We start from the raw sequence: 17,653 nt of genomic DNA on the forward strand, positions 1-17,653 counted from the left end.
CTCACAAAAAAGACACTTCCGCTGAGGTCTCAAGGCTTAGTCAGCGCATGCCTTTTTCCACCTCTCGAAGTGTCTCCTCAAATATGGCCAGCGCCTTATCGGCATCCTTCTTTGTGATGGTCAGCGGGGGAGAGAAGCGGATTGAGTTGCGCCCGCAGTCCAGGAGCAGGAGACCTTTCCGGAAGGCCCCTTCAACGACCTTGTTCCTTTCTTCTATCGCCCGTTTTTTTGTATTTTTGTCGGTGACCATCTCGACGGCGATCATAAGCCCCTTGCCCCTCACGTCGCCGATAAGACGGCTGGTGGCGCTTATCACGTGCAACGCTTTTATGATATAGTCGCCCATCTGTGCCGCGTTTTTTATCAGGCCGCCTTTAAGGAGGTCTATTGTGGCGAGCGCCGCGCTGCAGCTTACCGGATTGCCGCCAAAAGTGCTCGCGTGGGCGCCCGGCGGCCAGTCCATTATCTTGCCGCCCGCCACAGTCGCCCCGAGCGGCATGCCGGAGGCGATACCCTTGGCCAGGCATATTACGTCCGGCGTCACGCCGAAATGTTCGATGGCCAGCATCTTGCCCGTCCGCCCCATCCCCGACTGGACCTCGTCGGCCACGAACAGTATACCGTACTTCTTGCAGAGCTTCTTGAGTTCCTGGTGGAACTCCTTCGGCGGCACGATGTAACCGCCCTCGCCCTGTATGGGTTCGACGAATACGGCCGCCACCTCCTCCGGGTGCACGTGGGTTGCGAAGAATTCCTCTTCAATCCATTTGACGCAGGCAATCTTGCAGCCGGGATAGGTCAGTCCGTAGGCACAGCGGTAGCACTCGGCATAGGGCACGTGTACCACCCCCGGCATAAGCGGCGCGAAACCCTTGCGCAGGACGGGCTTACTGTTGGTGAGCGAGAGCGCGCCCATGGTCCTGCCGTGGAAGGCGTTTAAGAAGGCGAGAAGATAAGGACGTCGGGTGTGGTGGCGCGTGAGCTTTATGGCGGCCTCGATTGATTCCGCGCCCGAGTTGCTGAAAAACACCTTCTTGGGAGACGGCCCCGGACAGACGGCGTCAAGCCTCTCGGCAAGCGCTATTTGCGGGGGGTTGTAAAAGTCCGCCCCGGACATGTGGAGCAGTTCCTTTGACTGCCGGGTAATGGCCTTTACTACCTCCGGGTGGCAGTGTCCGGTGCTGGTAACGGCTATCCCGGCGGTAAAGTCCAGGTATCTGTTGCCGTCTACGTCCTCAACCATGGCACCGCTTGCCCCTTTTACCATCAGGGGGTAGACCTTGCCGGATGAGGGCGAGACGTATTTCCGGTCCTTCCTTAACAGCTCTCTCGCCTTTGGCCCCGGCGGCGGTACTTTTATAAATGGATATTCTTTAGGCATGTGCCTCTACCATATATTTTGTAGTTGCTTGATTTGTCAAGCCCACGTACACAAGCCCCATAAATAGGGCAGCTACAGAATGCGGCAAACTGCGTCGGGTCGCACTATGCAATATCACTCTTTGGCCTTAAACAACAGCCAGTTCTTCTCGCCGGGTATCTTACCGCCGTGAATCTTTATGAGGAAGTAGGTGCCGCGGAGCCTTTTGCCGTTGAGCGTGAACTTTAGCTCCGTGTCTCTCTTTTCCTCCAGAAGCCCCAGGGCTCCCGCGTCCCATATCTCAACGGTGCCGGCCCCGTAGTTCCCCACGGGGATCTCGCCCTCAAAATCTATGTAATCTATGGGATGGTCTTCTGTCTGGACGGCCAGGCGTTTTACGCCGGGTTCTTGCGGCGGGCCTTTGGGGACTGCCCAGCTCCTGAGGACTCCTCCTATCTCAAGTCTCAGGTCCCAGTGCAGCCGCCTCGCGTGGTGCTCGTGTACGACGAATCTCTTTTTGCCGGTTTTTAGATGCCCGCCATCAGGTTCCGGAGACTTTGAGAAATCCCGTCGTTTCCCGTACTCCTTTAAGTCCCCCTCGCCGCCCTTGCCACCCTTCACCGGACCTGGCTCACTCCATGGCCTCAATCATCCAGGGAATTTCCTCATCGCCGAACCTGATGGACGCATCCTCGACAAGCGTCTCATACTCGCCGCGGAAAAAGTCCTCATGTTTCTTCTCCATCTTGGCCAGCTTCTCAAAGACCTTTTTGGAATCCGGGTCGGCGGTCTTTTCTTCCGCCTTCCTGTAGAACTGGTAGGCCCTTTCCTCTGCCTCGTATATGATCTTTACAACGTCTTGAAGGGCGGCGTCTTTGGGAGGTTCTTTCACCATCCTCTTTACGCGCTTCTTGTTCAACTCCGATATGTCAGGCTCGTGCCCTACCAGATGCTTGTACCAGTTGGTCAAGATCTTCCGGTGCTCCTCTTCGGTATCGGCCATGACGCTGAGCTTCAGGCATGCGCCCTTATCGGGCAACTGTGACGCGATGGAACGGTAGAGATCCCTGGCCTTTATCTCTTGAATGATGGCCGACTCGATTATGTCCAGGACCTCTTTAGTGGGTTTCATATAAGGCCTCTTTTCGGACGTTGGGCATATGTCTGAAGTAACAGGACATATTTCTTCCTATACATGACCGGGGGGGGCGCGCTAATCTCCCAGAAGCGCCTCCAGGTCGGCGACGTGCTCCTCCTCGTCGGCCAGGAAACCTTCCAATATGTTCCGGCTTGTGGGGTCGCCTTCCGCGTCAACCACCTTTATCCATTCCCTGTAACTCACGACGGCATCCTGCTCGGCCTTCAGATTCACTTTTATCATATCCACACCCTTTTTCGGCACATCAGGGGGATTGGGTTTTGTGGTGGGCATACCGCCCAGGGCGGCTATCCTCTCGCCCAGTTTGTAGGCGTGGTCCATCTCCGTAAAGCTCAGCTTCTTGAGAAGCTCTTTGACGCACTCGGCGTTGGAGCCCTTGTACAGGTAATGGTGCTGCATATACTGTACGAGCGCTGTCATCTCTTCGGTAAGGGCCTTATTCAATATATCTATAATCTTCTTATTGTCCATCTATTCTGCTCCCCTCTTGAATTATCTTTCGGTTTTTTAGCCCGTGGCACGACCCAAGTATCTACAAAAGATTTAATAAACGCCGCTCTGAAGACAAGACCTAAGTGTCGGCTATGCGACGACCTTACGATGGGAAAATTATATCCCCACGCGCATATTATTACAAGCTGTTTCGTTCAGCTGGCCCGTTGTTACTCAAACAGGTATCCCTTGATAAGAGACGGGATGGTCGGGCTGATCTGGAAACGAACGGCCCACTCCTCCCCGAAACTGTCCGGTCTGACAGGCGTGTAATAACCACTCAGCCAAAGCTTTACGGGGGTCTCACCGACCTTTATCATCTTTGCGACGTTAAGGCCAACGGGAAAGGTCACCTTATCGTCATCGTCAACAGTCCAGTCAATGAGTACATCTGGATTACCCAGGCCGACCTGCCACTCTCCGGGTAAGAAAAGCTGAACGAAATACTGTAAGTCTGTCAAGCTGACGTGCTCATCGGCCCATCCGGCGTAGGACCACTGCTGTTGCGCAAGAAGGCCGATGAACCCCCTGTCTCCGATGTAGCCAAGGAAGCCGGCGGGACCTGCCGACCACTTTCCAGCTCCCAGACGTTTGTCGCTGGCCGTCGGAAGGGTGAGTATAGGTCCAAACCCCCAGAGAAAACTACGTGCCGCAGAAGGAGCGAGGAGAGACAAAATGACCGTATCACCCATCCCACCCACATGGTCGAAATCCAATTTCGTGGTGCCGTCCTCGTCTAAGAAGCCCGATGGGGCCGCCTCTCCGAGTACAAAAGAGGCGGTTGGACGATTGATCAGGTTCCACTCCTTTGTTAACTTGAGGGGGAGCACGGGCTGGAATACCATTATGTCTGCGTCCTTGGTACCGTCTGCCAGTTTTCCTTCGCTCCAGATGTGGTTGTACTGCACCGTAAGGTACCACAGGTCTGAGACGGGATTGTTCATTTCTTTGTTAATTTCGGTCAGAGACTTATTTTGCTGTGTTGCTGCGGGGGAGCCGGCGTCAGCGGACGCCTCACTCTTGCCCGGCGGCTTAGTCGGGGCCGAAGCCGGTCCCGCGGGCTCTTCAGCTGAGACGGCTGAAATAATCGACGTAACTACGGCAACACAGAGAACAGTGATAAAAAACGGTGCTTTATTCATCTCACTTTATCCCTCCCAAGGGGAGCTTGCCCGTTTAGTCCAATTTCTTAATCGCGTCCGGGCCGCCTTCCGGGTACTTAATCAGGTCTGCCAATTCTTTCGCAGCCCCTTCAGGTGTTGGAGTGACGTTTACCCTGACCCATCCCTTTGGAAGCGCACCTTCAAGCACAATCTTATTTAAATCAGCCGTCACCCAGGACGTGGCCGGATTATATGAAACTATTTTGTTTTTCTCAACATCAATCACATTAAACATTGGCTGGAAGTAGTAGACCGAGTTGTTAAGGTCTACCAGGGTCTTCCAAACAGTCATCGAGGGGTTTGTCCCCCATGGGACCTGCATGGATTCAAGTATAGAAAGGGCCGTTCTAAGCGCGGCATTCATGCTGTCCGGCTCTGGTGAAAGCCTTGCTATCTGGTATGCGCGCGCGAACCGGCTTGGGGGTGACCAGTCTCCGGGGATGCCGCCGAAGCCCGTCCCGTTCATAGTGACGCCGTCGAACTTAGCTGCCGTACCTTCCGTAGTAACATAGTCGAACTGTTGGGCGTAGAGTACCTGCCAGTCGAAAGGAGGCGAATTGGTTATTACCGGGCCGGAATCGGGATAAATGTTCTGTTTCCCCTTGACCCACTCAACCACGGCCGAATCACCTTTTTTATCCCTCAAGACTATATGAAGGGGAGAAATTACGAATAAGCCGTCATGACCCGGCATGTACATCGGCATGGCATTTATTATAACCTGTACCTTTTTAAGCCTTTCCAGCGCATCCGAAACACTGCCGGCCGTGGCAAGCAGGTAGTTTGTTACCTCCATAATTCCTAGTGCGGGCCTGGGGTCTGCCGGGTCGTATCTGGGGTATTCGGTGAACTGAGGGAGATAAAAATAGCCCGTATACAGACCTTCGTCATTGACCCCGTCGAAAATCGCCGAGTTTCCCAGCCACGTCTGCCCCAGAAAGTTGTGCCCGGTAGTCCAGGTCAATGCCTTGATTTTCTGGCCTCCATGAAGTACGGTTAGGTCGGTGGTATTCTTGTCGCTCACCTTCCCCAGGCCAAAAATACCCCCCGAGCTAAGTGGAAAATCCATTGTGCGCGCCGTGGCCGTATAGCCGTTACCCGAAACCCCGACATTAGAACACCCCAGGGCGGGCCGGCCCCCGAAAAGCATGAAAATGCCCAGTAGAACCGACAGTGACATCAGATATCTTTCTGAGCTGCTGGAGATAATGTACATGTCCTCCTCCTTCCATGAAAAGAACCGCCTTTACCTGCTATAATAGTTTAAGATTGGAGTCGTGGGTTTTTCAGGGCCTTAAGTTACGCCCCTGATAGCGAAAAGGTCAAGGTAAATTTGCAACTTGACTTGAAGACGGGTAAGGGTAATAATGCCTGTATTGTCCGTGCTCTTTCTTCCTAAGGGCAGGGAGGGGAAAAGGTTGTGAAAAATAATAGTTCCCATCAAGGATCTCATCCTCCGGAGCAAAAGCCCCCCACAGCGGTAAGGTACAGGCTGATGTGGGTAATTCCCGCGACATTTGCACTTTTTACCATCGCATCGGGTTATTTTGCCTTGAGTTTCAGCAAATACTTCTTCCTCCCACCCAGGAGTCCCAGCTACGAGGGTGTCGGCACATTATGGATACTGTTAGGGATATTTTCCCTGGCGGGTCTCGCCGCAATCTCAGGTGCGATGATAGCCTACGCCATAACCGAACCCTTAAAGAAGCTGAGTAAAAGGGCCGAAATGCTTGCGCCCGGCAGGGACATCAAAGCCCCGGACGAGTTGTCGCTCCTGAGCAAGACAATAGAAGAGGTGTTCTCCTCGCTGGACCATTACATGGAGGAAGGCAAATTGATGGAGGTGCTTTCCCAGGGAGCGGTAACACTCGACGGGGAAGGCAGGGTCACACATATAAACAGGGTAGCGGAAAGGGCGCTGGACACGAGTTTTGAAGAGGCCGAGGGCGCTCATTTCCGCGATATATTCCTGGAAACCCCTGAAAACACGATATTCTTAAACCTCATAGATAACGCCGTAAAAGACAACAGCACCCAGATTTTTGAAGACATGGAGGTCAACAAGAAAAAGGGTTCTGTAAAACTAAACGGCAGGATAACCCCGAAAGCCGACGATACCGGCAGGCCCGCAGGGCTTGTCATTACCTTCCAGGACCCGACCGAGGCAGAACACATACGGGACTGGATAAGGCAGGCGGACCAGATGGCAGGACTTGGCACAATGGCCGCGGGCTTTGCCCACGAGATAAGAAACCCACTGGCATCTATCCGTGGGCTGATGGAGCTTATCAGGGAGGATTTAGATGAGACAGACCCCAAGAGGAGATACGCGGACACCATTATCGGCGAGGTGGACCGCGCGAACAAGCTTGTAGAAGAGGTGCTGGACTTCGCCCAGACGGAGTCTGCCGCGCCCGAACCAGTGGACGTAAACAGCCTCCTCCGACAGGCAATAAGTGTGAGCAAATACCATATACCGGAAAAAGAGGTCACCGTGTCAGAAGACCTGGAGAAAGGACTGCCACTCGTCCTCGCCCGGCCGGAGAAACTAACCCAGGCCTTTGGAAACCTCCTTGTTAACGCGATAGCAGCGACACCTGAGGGCGGAAGTGTCCGCGTAAGCAGCACCCTGGAGGATGGCACCCCGGGTTTTAACGAGGGGGCTGTGCAGCCAAAAAGGCTCATAGTCCGCTTTTCCAATACCGGTTCATTCATACCACCGGAAGATATAGAAAGGGTATTCCTGCCGTTTTTTACCACCAAGTCCGACGGCACGGGCCTCGGGCTGCCTATAACCCACCGTATCGTATCCGCCCATGGGGGGAAGATACGGGTGGAAAGCGGCAGAGACAAGGGCACAACCTTTGAAGTCGAGTTACCAACTTTCGCATAGGTTTTTAAGACATGACAGACAAGATACTTATAGTTGATGACGAACAGTCAATACTGTTCTTTATGAAAGAGGCCTTGACCAAGAAGGGCTATCAGGTCGACTCCGCCACCAGCGCCGAGACGGGCATCTCGAAGGTAAAACAGGACGCGTTCAGCCTCATTGTGCTTGACGTACGGCTGCCGGGTATGAGCGGTATAGATGCGATAAAGAAGTTTCGCGGGCTGGACCCCCACGTCCCCATAATTATTATGACCGCCTATGGAAACAGAGACCTGGCGATAAGGGCAGTCCGGGAGGGGGCGTATGACTTCTTTACCAAGCCGATCAAACTGGACGAATTCCTGATAGTCCTCAAGCGGGCCTTAGAAAAGAGACGGCTCGAACTGGAAATCTCCCGGCTGGAAGAAAGGATTGAGAAGAAGTACAAGTATGAGAACATCATAGGTTCCAGCGGCGTCATGCAAGAGGTCTTCACCATAGTGCACAAGGTCGCTGGAACCGACTCGTCCGTCATCATATACGGCGAGAGCGGTACGGGAAAGGAACTCATCGCCCAGGCCATCCACGCACAAAGCACAAGGCGTGAAGAGCCGTTCGTGAAACTTAACTGTGTGGCCATACCTGAGGGCCTGCTGGAGAGTGAACTCTTCGGGCATGAAAAGGGTTCTTTCACCGGTGCCGTTGCACAAAAGAAAGGAAAATTCGAGCTGGCCAACGGCGGCACCATATTCCTGGACGAAATCGGCGACATGACCCTTGCCACCCAGGCAAAGATACTGCGAGTGCTCCAGGAGAGGGAGTTTGAGAGGGTCGGGGGCACAAAGACCGTTCAGGTTGACGTGAGGATAATCGCCGCAACAAACAAGGACCTGCAAAAGGCCGTGGAGCAGAAACAATTTAGAGAAGACCTGTACTTTAGGCTAAACGTAGTGCCTATCTATCTCCCGCCACTGAGAGAAAGAAAAGAGGACATCCCCCTCCTGGTGGAACATTTCCTCAAAGGGGTCGGCGAAAGGGTAAAGAAACACATTAGCGGCGTTACCCCCGATGCCGTTGACATGCTTGCGGCCTATAACTGGCCGGGAAACGTGAGAGAATTAGAGAACTGCATTGAACGCTCGGCCGTGGTCTCCAACGGAGACTGGATTACCAAGGACTGTTTGCCGCTTTACATAGTTACCGGAGAAAAGGCCGAATCGTTAAGTAAAGGCTCAATAGAAGAAATACTGAGCTCTACAGAAAAGAGACTGATACTCGACGCACTGTCGCAGTCCGGTGGCGTTCAGGCAAAGGCCGCCAGGCGCCTGGGCATTACCGAAAGAAGCCTGTGGCACAGGATAAAAAAATACAATATAAAGATACCCGGACACGGCAAATGATAACCCCGGAGGTGTTTCCTGTAGTAAGCGGGCCGCTGTTATAGTATAATTTTGCGCATATAACCCTCAACCAGCTAACATGCTTTGCCACACGAGGCTTTCACGTTCGGGGTTTAGACGGCGTTTCCGACTTAAAAACACGTATGCCCCCGAAGAGCCACATTGAAGATGGGGCAATAGAGTGAGGGTTTTCATGGTGCCGTCCGGTTTGGAGGTTAGATAGAAGTGCTTCTTGGTGAAAAATTAATAAAGGAAGGCCTTGTAACGGAAGAACAGCTCGAGGTCGCCCTCAGAGAGCAGAAAAGTACCGGTGTGCTGCTTGGCGAGGTGCTTCACACCTTGGGGTTCGTAAGCCAGGAGGTTATTACAGAAATCCTTGCCCGGGACGCGGGGGTGGAATGCATAAAACTTAAAGAATATGAGTTCTCCGATGAGGCTATAGGGCTTGTACCGGAGGCCTTCGCCCGCAGGCATAAGCTTGTCCCGATGTCGGTAAATAACGGGACCCTCAAGGTTGCCATGGCAAACATTTTTGACGTCGCCGTTATAGACGAGCTGCAGGACCTGACTGAATATTACGTCGAGGTTGCGGCAAGCACAGAGAACGATATCACTGAGGCGATAAGCCGTTGCTACGGCACCGGGGGGACTGCGGCGGTAGAGGCCTCGGATATCCAGGTCGACGGCCAACCCATCGAGTCCCTTATAGAAGAGAACATAAGGCTGGCCGAGACGCAAATAGGCAGAGAGGGAGACGCGGCGGACCTTACCGTCGTTGCCCCGATTATAAATCTCATAGACCTGCTTATAACCTACGCGGCCAAACAGGATGCCACGGACCTGCACATAGAACCGGACGAAAAGATAATTAGAACCAGGTACAGGATAGACGGCATCCTGCATCAGGGCCCGTCCATTCCGAAGGAACTGCTGTCCCCGATCACGGTCAGAATAAAAATCATGTCCGGCATGAACATCTCGGAGGCCAGACTCCCCCAGGACGGCAGGATAAAATTCCAAATGGGTGACAAAGTCATGGACTTAAGGGTCTCCAGCTTTCCCACCACGTTTGGAGAGACCATGGCCATGAGATTGCTTGACAAAGAAAAGCTGGTGAGGGGGCTCGAGAGCCTGGGCTTTTCTGAAAGCAATCTGGCAATATTCAAAAAGGCCATAGACAGACCCCACGGTATCATCCTTTCCACGGGGCCTACCGGCTCAGGTAAGACCACCACTCTGTACTCCACCCTGACCTATCTCAACAGTCTGGAGAGAAAGATAATCACCGTGGAAGACCCTGTAGAATATGAGTTGCCCATAATACGTCAGTCGCAGGTTAACCCGAAGGCCGGGCTCACCTTTGCCGTCGGGCTCAGGTCAATATTGAGACAGGACCCTGACGTGATATTTGTCGGTGAGATAAGGGATGGTGAGACAGCGGAGATGGCCGTGAGGGCTGCCCTGACGGGCCACCTGGTCTTCAGCACCCTTCACACCAACGATGCGGTTGGCGCCATACCCAGATTAATGGACATGGGGGTTGAACCGTTCCTCCTGTCCTCCTCGCTGGTTGCCGTTATAGCGCAAAGACTCGTCAGGACCATCTGCAAGCGTTGCAAGGAAGAAATAACTGCGGACCCGTCACTGGTGGACCTCCTGGGAGACGAAGAAGTAACTCGCGGCATGAAATTCTATCACGGTAGGGGCTGTGCTTACTGCAGGGGCACGGGCTACCGGGGCAGGATCGCCGTTATTGAAATGCTCAGCGTAACTTCCACAATAAGCGATCTGATAATAAAACGTGCCGACGGCAACACCATCAAGGTGACAGCCGTAAAAGAGGGACTCAAGACCCTCAAGGAAGACGGTATCGAAAAGATTGCGCAGGGTATTACCACGATAGAGGAGGTCCTTAAGTTGTTCTAAAGCCCTATGCCACCTTACAACTACACTGCCATAGACGACTACGGGAAGACCGTAAAGGGGACGCTTGGAGCAGGAGACGAAGAAGAACTTGCGACGAAGCTGTCCGAAATGGGCTACTATCTCCTCACTGCCACCGAGTCCGGAAAAGGAAAAAAGAAGGCGGCGAGGGAGCGAAAGACCTCCAGGGGAGCAATCTACATAGGCAGGGTAAAGTCAAGCGAAGTAATAACCTTCACCCATCACCTTTCCACAGTACTCTCGGCAGGCATCCCCATCATCCAGGGTCTTGATGACCTGGTTGAACAAACACAGGACGCACGGTTCAAAAACATACTTGCAGAAGTGAGAGATGACGTGCAGGGGGGGAGCAGCCTCTCAAACGCCATGGCAAAACACCCGAAGGCCTTTCCCGAACTCTACATAAACCTCCTCAAGGCCGGTGAGGCCTCCGGTGAAGTAGACAGGGTCCTCACTGAAATAGCGTCGTTCCTGGAGTGGCAGGAAGATATGAAGGCCAACATTAAACAAATAACCATTTACCCCGCCATCGTTTTTGCTGCAATCGTCCTGCTGGTGGGATATCTTTTTGCCTTTGTCTTTCCAAAGTTCATCAAGATTCTTGAACAGTTAGACGTACCCCTGCCGCTTCCCACCGTTATAGTGATAGCCGTAAGCAGCTTTACACAGAGTTACTGGTACTTAATCCTTATAGGTATAGGAGGGGTGATAGGCACCATAAACATCATCGTACGGTTCCCATGGGGGAGATACGCCTTTGATAGATTTAAATTGAGTATACCCATTTTCGGGACATTGCTGCGCAAGATAGCCCTCTCGCGTTTTGCTCACTTCCTGGCCCTGCTTTATTCCGCCGGTGTAGACATCCTTCAGGCCCTGGCAGTGGTGGAGAAGGTCGTTGGAAACGAGGTCATAGCCAGGGTGATACGCAACGCGCGGGAGCAGGTAAAGGCGGGCCACCGGCTCTCTGAACCGCTGAGGGCAAGCAAGGAGTTCCCGCCCATGGTGGTAAGGATGGTAGAAATCGGCGAGATAAGCGGTCAGCTAGACAAGACCCTGCAAAAAGTAAGCGAATTCTACGACCGGGAGATTCCACAAACGGTCAAAAAGGTTTTTGCCGCCTTTGAGCCCATTATGATAGTGTTTTTGGCCGGGATAGTCCTCCTGGTGGCCATTTCTATGTATCTGCCCCTGTACAGCTCTCTGGGCAAGCTCGGACATTAAGGCGGTCTCGCACCCTCGATTTTATTCGGGAAGGTTTTATGGCAAAAAGCGTCCCTGTAATAGGAATGGAAGTAGTCCAGCGGCAGTCGACACTACAGATCAAGCTGGTGGAGATGACAAGCTCGGCGGAAAAGCTGGAAGTAACGGACTTTGTAATAGAGGAACTACAGGGGGGGTTAAAGCTTGTTGGTCCACGATTAAGTAAAATATTGCAGGAACGAGGGTTCAAAGCAAAGAGCATTAACGCCATCATACCGTATCCGTCCATCGATTATCACCAGGTCTCCTTACCGCCAATGTCCAAACGCGACACGCGGATGGCGGCAGACAGGGAGGCCAGAAAGGACCTGAAGTTTCCCGCCGATGAACTCGTTTTTGACTATGAAGTAGTGGGAGAATCTGAAGAGAAGGGCTTGCAAAAAATAGAGCTCGTTGTGGCCAGGGCACAGTCGAAGGACATGGCGGAGCTGTTTTCAATAGCCGGTGAATCCCGCCTGAAGCTGAGCTCTTTAACGGTAGTGCCTGCCGCGCTGCGTAACCTGTTCTGGATGAGGGGAGGGGCGGGAGACGAAACGGTGGCAATGGTCCATGACGGTGGCGAAAAGGGAACGATAGTAATCTTCTACCAGGGGAATCTACGGTTTCCCCGGGAGTTTCCACTAAGGCGCGGCTCGGAGGCCGACGTGTCCGCAGAACGTACCGGTCGCCTGGTGGCGGAACTAAAACGCTCTCTTCTGTTTGCAAAACAACAGGCAAGAGGACTTACGGTAGAAAAAATACTGCTTCTGGGCGAGAGGGCCCAACCCGACGCCCTTGCGAACGCGATATCCTCCGAGACCGGCATACAGACTGAAATATATGCCCCCCTGGATCTCGATCTCTCGCCCCTTGGCGACAGGGTCGGTGAGTTCAGGGAGTCACTCTCCACGCTGGCAATCCCGCTGGGGCTGGCATGGAACGGACACGAACACTCCACGCTGAACTTGATGTCGATGCAGTTGACCGAGCAAAGGAAATCCTCTCTGGCAAAGAAGATTTTAATTGCGGCCAGCATCCTGCTTATCATATTTCTTGCCGGAGACTACTTCCTGTTACGGCATAAGGTGAAGCCATATAAAGAAGAGCTTCAGGGATTGAACCGCGATATCGCCTCGCTCAGACCTCAGACTCGCGACATGCAGGAAATAGAAAAAGAGAGAGGGTTACTGGGAACCCGGCGTGTCTTTCTGGGCAAGATGCTGGGTCCCGTGTCACCCTGGAGTGAGATTCTAAGGACTATCAGTCTATGCGTATCTGACGAGATGCTCCTTGATTCAGTTGACATAAAAGAGGACGAAAAGGGCTGGAGACTTGAAATCCGTGGAGAGGTCGTCGGCTCAGACGCCGCCTTCGTGCAGAGGGTATTTAGGGAATTCTTTTCCAGGTTGCTGACAAATCCGTCTCTAAGCGATGGAGTGGTAGAATCTTTCACGATAGGTCCAACCGCTGTGGCAGGGGGTGCGAGAGGAACGCTAGCGAGTAAACTCGAATTTACGGTAGCCGCACAAATAATGTCTAAGGAGCCCAAAGGTGGCACTAAAGAATAGACTGGGGGGTCTGGGAAAGCTTTCCAGACACGTTCGGATATGGCTGCTGGGAATTCCCATCATTGTAGCCGCAGGTTTAATCTATTTCATGGTGGTAAAGCCGAAGGCCGGAGACATAGAAAACATGCGAAGGGACATAAGCCAGGTACAATCGATGGTCAGGGCAGAACGTCAACTACTGGCAACCTTTGCACCCCTCAGCAAAGAAGAACAGGGACTGATAAAGGTAACAAAAAGGAGTATCAACGCCTTTAAGGAAAAGCTGCTTACGAGAAATGAGATATACGCGAGGGTGACGCAGAAAGCCAGAAGCTGTAATATAACCGGTATATCAATCGACCCTAACTACGTACCCCCGCCGGAAAAAGAAGGAGAAGAAAAGAAAGAAAACGTCGCAACATATGCCGATATAGAGGCTGATATGTCTTTGGTAAAACTAATCTTTTATTCAAAGCTTAAAAATCTTGGCTGTTTCCTCACCGGTGTCGAGGAAAAAAAGATTATATTGTTAAAATCTCTCACCATAACCAGAAAGCTTCCCGAACCAACTATAGAGATCATCTTCAGGGTGTTTGCAAAGGAATAGAGAAATAAAGATAATACCGGTAGGGACGGCCATCCGGGCTGCCCCGATGGCCCTGTGGAGTTGTTGACAATTATGACGGACTCATCCGCCACTACAACACGTCTGGCGGAGGCCTACAAACTGCTCTCACCCTGCAGGCTCTGCCCCAGGAACTGCAAGGTAATGCGGCTTGAGGGCCAAACAGGCTTTTGCGGGATAGGACGGGAGGCGGTGGTATCCTCCTACGGGCCCCACTTCGGGGAGGAAAGACCCCTGGTGGGCCGCCACGGCTCCGGGACTATATTCTTCGCGGGCTGCAACCTCGGCTGCCTGTTCTGCCAGAACTACGACATAAGCCACCTCCGCTCGGGCAAAGAGGTCTCGACCGAATATATCGCCTCTACAATGCTGGCCCTGGAAGAACGCGGATGCCATAACGTAAACTTTGTCACACCCACCCACGTAAGCCCCCAGATTATGGAGGCCACCCGGATTGCCCGCAAAAAGGGCCTGAGTGTGCCGACCGTCTATAACTGCGGCGGTTATGAGTCGGTAGAGACACTCAAACTCCTTGAGGGCACAATAGATATTTACATGCCGGACGCGAAATACGCCCATCCCCGCTGGGCGGAGAAATTCTCAAGGGCCGGGGACTACCCGGAGGTGATGAGGGCCGCGCTGAAAGAGATGCACCGGCAGGTGGGCGACCTGGTCATAGAGGACGGCGTCGCCGTAAGGGGTCTGCTGGTAAGACATCTTGTCATGCCCAACAACGTCGCCGGCAGCAGGGAAATCATAGACTTTATCGCCGGAGAAATATCACCGAGTACATACATAAATATAATGGACCAGTATTATCCCTGTTACAAGGCCGGCGAGTTTTTTGGCGAGATAGACCGCCGCATCACCCGCGAAGAGTTTAACGACGCCTACACCTACGCCCGGGAGAAGGGCCTCAGACTCGCGGAGTAGGAACATGTTGCGGCGTACTTTTTGTCATTGCGAGCAAAGCGAAGCAATCTAGACTGTAACGTCGGGCACGGAGACCCGACGCTACAAAAACTTCCATTAAGACAACGACCGTAAAGGTCGTTGTCTACCGGAGACAATTTCCTTCCTGCGGATGGAATCCTGGTAGACAAAGAGGTTTTACCTCGTTGAACAGTGAATGTTTAACACCTGAGTCAACGACCGTAAAGGTTGTTGTCTGCATCTACCCGGAAAGATGTGATTTGCTACTGCACGGCCTGCAAAAAATCTTCCCGATTAAACGTTCCCTTGGAGAGGATTTTTGTAGTTTGTATAGCGCATCTTAACGCGCCATACGAATCCAGCTAATAAACCGGCCGGGGAATAACGCTGATAAAATAATGCTTCTTGACAACAGCTTTTATTAGAAGATAGACTTTTACAAGGAATAAAACTGTATGGCAGTATAGGATGCAGCCACACCAGGCAGTCTACAAAGATTCGGCACACCCTGCAGGCTTGACACACCCAAATAGATTCGGCATTCTCAGCAGATTTGATACGCCCTGTAGATGCCACACGAAAGATGCAAGATTTGTTAACCGATTTTGTTTTTCGTTGAGGGTCTCAGTGATTCTCAAACGGAAGGAGCAGGGACATGAAACGAAATCAAGCAAGACAGAAAACAAGACACCTCCTTTTTATAGCAAGCGTAACGATATTATTTTTCATAGGTCTAGGTCCTGTCGCTAAGAGTAAAGCAGGCACATTGCTGCAAGATGCACAAGCACATCTCGCAATTGCAGAAAAAGAATCTCCTTACCTTGTTGCGCAAGGTCCTCGGACACAACAGCAAGCAGGCCGGCGATTTAGACAGGAACAAAAAAAGGTCCGTCAGCAGCACAAGCAGCAAAAAAAGGCGGAACGTCAGCAGCGTATGCAGCAGAAAAAGGCGGCCCGTCAGCAAGCGAAACAACAGGAGCAGGCGGCTCACCAGCAAACGAGACAGCAGAAAAAGGCGGCCCGTCAGCAAGCGAAACAACAGAAGCAGGCGGCCCGTCAGCAAGCGAAACAACAGAAGCAGGCGGCTCGCCAGCAAGCGAAACAGCAGAAACAGGCGACCCGTCAGCAAGCTAAACAGCAGGAACAGGAGGTGCCTCAGTAATCTAAACCGTAGCGACAGGGTTTGTGTTGGCAGGGCGGACGCCGTCGTTGAGGCTTTCCTTCTTCACGTCCGATGCGGAGATCGGACGTTACAAAAACATATACATTACGAGGGTAAAGCGGCAGACAATTCCACACGACTTACCCCTCTACCAGCTTTTTCATTCCCTCTGTGGTGGGGTTTTTGACGACGCCCTTTTCGGTGATGATTGCCCTGATGTTCCCGGCGGGGATGACGTCGAAGGCGGGGTTAAAGACGTTGACGCCGTCGGGGGCGATGCGGTGGCCGGTAATGTAGGTGACCTCGTCGGGTGAGCGTTCCTCGATGGGTATGTCGGAACCTTTGGAGATTTTCATGTCAAACGTGGATATGGGCGCGGCCACGTAGAACGGAACCTTGTGTTCTTTTGCTATTATAGAGAGGCCGTAGCTGCCTATCTTGTTCGCGGCGTCCCCGTTGGCGGCTATCCTGTCAGAGCCCACCACCACGGCGTCTATCTTTTTTTCCGCCATTACGTGTGCGGCCATGTTGTCGCAGATAAGCGTCACGTCGAGGCCGGCCTCGAGCAGCTCCCATGACGTGAGCCGGGCGCCCTGAAGCAGCGGCCGGGTCTCGCACGCGAAGACCTTGTCCACCTTGCCCTGCGCTTTTGCGGCGTATATGACGGCCAGCGCCGTGCCGTAACCGCCGGTAGCCAGTCCACCGGCGTTACAATAGGTCATAACCGTGCTGCCCCTGGGTATAAGCGCAGCGCCGTGCTCGCCTATCTTTTTCGAGGAATCCCTGTCCTCTTCCAATATCTCCAGGGCCTCTTTAAACAGGAACTCCTTTATCGTCTCAACGGGTTCGGTGTGGAACGCCTGTGCCACGTGTTCCATCCGCTCAAGTGCCCAGAACAGGTTTACCGCCGTGGGCCTGGCCGTGCCGAGATACGTTGTTACCTCCTGCAGTTTGAGAAAGAAGTCGTTAAAGTTGTCGGCATGTACGTTGCGGATGCCAAGGAAGACGCCCATGGCCGCGGCGATACCTATTGCGGGCGCCCCGCGCACCCTCAACATCTTTATGGCCTCCCACAGGCACTCCTTGTTGTCACAGTAAATAAACTTGAATTCTCCAGGCAGCAGGGTCTGGTCGATAAGCTTTACCCTGCCGTCCGCGCCGCCTTCCCATTCTATAGTGGGTATAGACACCTGCCCTTTGCTCTTCTCCATCTCTATTAGTCTTCCGCACCCAACTCTCGTTTGACCTCTTCGGAGCGCTTCTTTACGTCTTCGGCAAGCCTCTTCTTGTAATCCTCCAGTTTCTGCCTGAGGGCGGGGTCTTTTATGCCAAGTATCTCGGCCGCCAGTATGGCCGCGTTGTGCGCCCCCGCCTTGCCAAGCCCGGCAACGGCCACGGGCACCCCCGCCGGCATCTGAACCATAGAATACAGCGCGTCTGTCCCGCCGAGCGGCGGGTTAACTACGGGTACGCCGATGACCGGCACCGTCGTGAGCGAGGCAAGCACTCCCGGCAGCGCCGCGGCACTTCCGGCACCGGCTATTATTACCTCATAACCATTTTTTTCAGCACCGGCGGCGTACTCGTGCGCAAGCTGAGGCGTCCTGTGACAGGAAATGACGTCCACGTCAAATTTTAACCCGAACTCCTTTAGAGCCTTAATGGTCTCCCGCATCGTATCAAGGTCCGAGTTGCTGCCCATAACAACCCCAACCCTCTTCCTGGCCGATTTGTCTGATGAAATCCCGGACATG

General features: G+C 53.1%; 16 protein-coding genes. 8 read left to right on the plus strand and 8 right to left on the minus strand.

The annotated features are described in order from the left end of the window. Positions 1-40 precede the first annotated feature (40 nt). The 6 genes from NOU37_06500 to NOU37_06525 all read right to left on the minus strand — a co-directional run bounded on the left by NOU37_06500 (position 41) and on the right by NOU37_06525 (position 5,390). On the minus strand, positions 41-1,381 hold the full coding sequence (locus NOU37_06500; GenBank protein ID MCQ4574883.1) for an acetyl ornithine aminotransferase family protein: 1,341 nt from the start codon (positions 1,379-1,381) through the stop codon (positions 41-43). Positions 1,382-1,495: 114 nt separating this feature from the next. Beyond that, positions 1,496-1,981: a hypothetical protein gene (locus NOU37_06505; GenBank protein ID MCQ4574884.1), complete on the minus strand. Its 486-nt coding sequence runs from the start codon at positions 1,979-1,981 to the stop codon at positions 1,496-1,498. 10 nt (positions 1,982-1,991) lie between these two features. Beyond that, positions 1,992-2,492 (minus strand): ferritin family protein, encoded by a 501-nt coding sequence (locus NOU37_06510; GenBank protein ID MCQ4574885.1) that lies wholly within the window; start codon positions 2,490-2,492, stop codon positions 1,992-1,994. Between the two features lie 81 nt (positions 2,493-2,573). Then, positions 2,574-2,990: a ferritin-like domain-containing protein gene (locus NOU37_06515; protein MCQ4574886.1), complete on the minus strand. Its 417-nt coding sequence runs from the start codon at positions 2,988-2,990 to the stop codon at positions 2,574-2,576. A 191-nt stretch (positions 2,991-3,181) separates the two neighbouring features. Beyond that, positions 3,182-4,153, minus strand: a complete 972-nt coding sequence (locus NOU37_06520) for a hypothetical protein (GenBank protein MCQ4574887.1) — start codon at positions 4,151-4,153, stop codon at positions 3,182-3,184. Between the two features lie 34 nt (positions 4,154-4,187). Then, positions 4,188-5,390, minus strand: a complete 1,203-nt coding sequence (locus NOU37_06525) for a linear amide C-N hydrolase (protein ID MCQ4574888.1) — start codon at positions 5,388-5,390, stop codon at positions 4,188-4,190. Between the two features lie 279 nt (positions 5,391-5,669). Between NOU37_06525 and NOU37_06530 the strand changes: the two genes are divergently transcribed. The 8 genes from NOU37_06530 (at position 5,670) to NOU37_06565 (ending at position 15,899) form a co-directional block, all read left to right on the plus strand. Continuing rightward, positions 5,670-7,067 carry an ATP-binding protein gene (locus tag NOU37_06530; GenBank protein MCQ4574889.1) on the plus strand — a complete coding sequence of 466 codons (1,398 nt, stop codon included), beginning with the start codon at positions 5,670-5,672 and terminating at the stop codon, positions 7,065-7,067. 11 nt (positions 7,068-7,078) lie between these two features. Continuing rightward, on the plus strand, positions 7,079-8,446 hold the full coding sequence (locus NOU37_06535; GenBank protein MCQ4574890.1) for a sigma-54 dependent transcriptional regulator: 1,368 nt from the start codon (positions 7,079-7,081) through the stop codon (positions 8,444-8,446). A gap of 225 nt (positions 8,447-8,671) precedes the next feature. Beyond that, positions 8,672-10,372, plus strand: a complete 1,701-nt coding sequence (locus NOU37_06540; protein ID MCQ4574891.1) for an ATPase, T2SS/T4P/T4SS family — start codon at positions 8,672-8,674, stop codon at positions 10,370-10,372. 6 nt (positions 10,373-10,378) lie between these two features. Then, entirely contained in the window at positions 10,379-11,614 is a 1,236-nt protein-coding gene (locus NOU37_06545; GenBank protein ID MCQ4574892.1) for a type II secretion system F family protein, read from the plus strand. A gap of 38 nt (positions 11,615-11,652) precedes the next feature. Continuing rightward, positions 11,653-13,200 (plus strand): hypothetical protein, encoded by a 1,548-nt coding sequence (locus tag NOU37_06550; GenBank protein MCQ4574893.1) that lies wholly within the window; start codon positions 11,653-11,655, stop codon positions 13,198-13,200. Further along, positions 13,184-13,786 carry a hypothetical protein gene (locus NOU37_06555; GenBank protein MCQ4574894.1) on the plus strand — a complete coding sequence of 201 codons (603 nt, stop codon included), beginning with the start codon at positions 13,184-13,186 and terminating at the stop codon, positions 13,784-13,786. The genes NOU37_06550 and NOU37_06555 overlap by 17 nt, the downstream gene beginning before the upstream one ends. Before the next feature lie 72 nt (positions 13,787-13,858). Further along, on the plus strand, positions 13,859-14,737 hold the full coding sequence (locus NOU37_06560) for a radical SAM protein (protein ID MCQ4574895.1): 879 nt from the start codon (positions 13,859-13,861) through the stop codon (positions 14,735-14,737). A gap of 655 nt (positions 14,738-15,392) precedes the next feature. Then, positions 15,393-15,899, plus strand: a complete 507-nt coding sequence (locus NOU37_06565) for a hypothetical protein (GenBank protein ID MCQ4574896.1) — start codon at positions 15,393-15,395, stop codon at positions 15,897-15,899. A 140-nt stretch (positions 15,900-16,039) separates the two neighbouring features. On the opposite strand, the gene mtnA is transcribed toward NOU37_06565, so the two are convergent. Both mtnA and purE read right to left on the minus strand, forming a co-directional pair. Then, a complete protein-coding gene (mtnA, locus tag NOU37_06570; protein ID MCQ4574897.1) occupies positions 16,040-17,110 on the minus strand; it encodes an S-methyl-5-thioribose-1-phosphate isomerase in 1,071 nt (356 codons plus the stop codon). A 5-nt stretch (positions 17,111-17,115) separates the two neighbouring features. After that, a complete protein-coding gene (purE, locus tag NOU37_06575; GenBank protein MCQ4574898.1) occupies positions 17,116-17,652 on the minus strand; it encodes a 5-(carboxyamino)imidazole ribonucleotide mutase in 537 nt (178 codons plus the stop codon). Position 17,653 lies beyond the last annotated feature (1 nt).

It is taken from the genome of Candidatus Bathyanammoxibius amoris (genome assembly GCA_024451685.1).
Classification (GTDB): Bacteria; Planctomycetota; Brocadiia; order Brocadiales; family Bathyanammoxibiaceae; genus Bathyanammoxibius; species Bathyanammoxibius amoris.

Excerpts from the sequence above, each read along its gene's own strand:
- NOU37_06560 (MCQ4574895.1), top strand. The coding sequence starts at position 13,859 with ATGACGGACTCATCCGCCACTACAACACGTCTGGCGGAGGCCTACAAA.
- NOU37_06500 (MCQ4574883.1), bottom strand. The coding sequence starts at position 1,381 with ATGCCTAAAGAATATCCATTTATAAAAGTACCGCCGCCGGGGCCAAAG.
- purE (MCQ4574898.1), bottom strand. The coding sequence starts at position 17,652 with ATGTCCGGGATTTCATCAGACAAATCGGCCAGGAAGAGGGTTGGGGTT.
- mtnA (MCQ4574897.1), bottom strand. The coding sequence starts at position 17,110 with ATGGAGAAGAGCAAAGGGCAGGTGTCTATACCCACTATAGAATGGGAA.
- NOU37_06520 (MCQ4574887.1), bottom strand. The coding sequence starts at position 4,153 with ATGAATAAAGCACCGTTTTTTATCACTGTTCTCTGTGTTGCCGTAGTT.
- NOU37_06525 (MCQ4574888.1), bottom strand. The coding sequence starts at position 5,390 with ATGTACATTATCTCCAGCAGCTCAGAAAGATATCTGATGTCACTGTCG.
- NOU37_06550 (MCQ4574893.1), top strand. The coding sequence starts at position 11,653 with ATGGCAAAAAGCGTCCCTGTAATAGGAATGGAAGTAGTCCAGCGGCAG.
- NOU37_06510 (MCQ4574885.1), bottom strand. The coding sequence starts at position 2,492 with ATGAAACCCACTAAAGAGGTCCTGGACATAATCGAGTCGGCCATCATT.
- NOU37_06565 (MCQ4574896.1), top strand. The coding sequence starts at position 15,393 with ATGAAACGAAATCAAGCAAGACAGAAAACAAGACACCTCCTTTTTATA.
- NOU37_06530 (MCQ4574889.1), top strand. The coding sequence starts at position 5,670 with ATGTGGGTAATTCCCGCGACATTTGCACTTTTTACCATCGCATCGGGT.
- NOU37_06535 (MCQ4574890.1), top strand. The coding sequence starts at position 7,079 with ATGACAGACAAGATACTTATAGTTGATGACGAACAGTCAATACTGTTC.
- NOU37_06515 (MCQ4574886.1), bottom strand. The coding sequence starts at position 2,990 with ATGGACAATAAGAAGATTATAGATATATTGAATAAGGCCCTTACCGAA.
- NOU37_06545 (MCQ4574892.1), top strand. The coding sequence starts at position 10,379 with ATGCCACCTTACAACTACACTGCCATAGACGACTACGGGAAGACCGTA.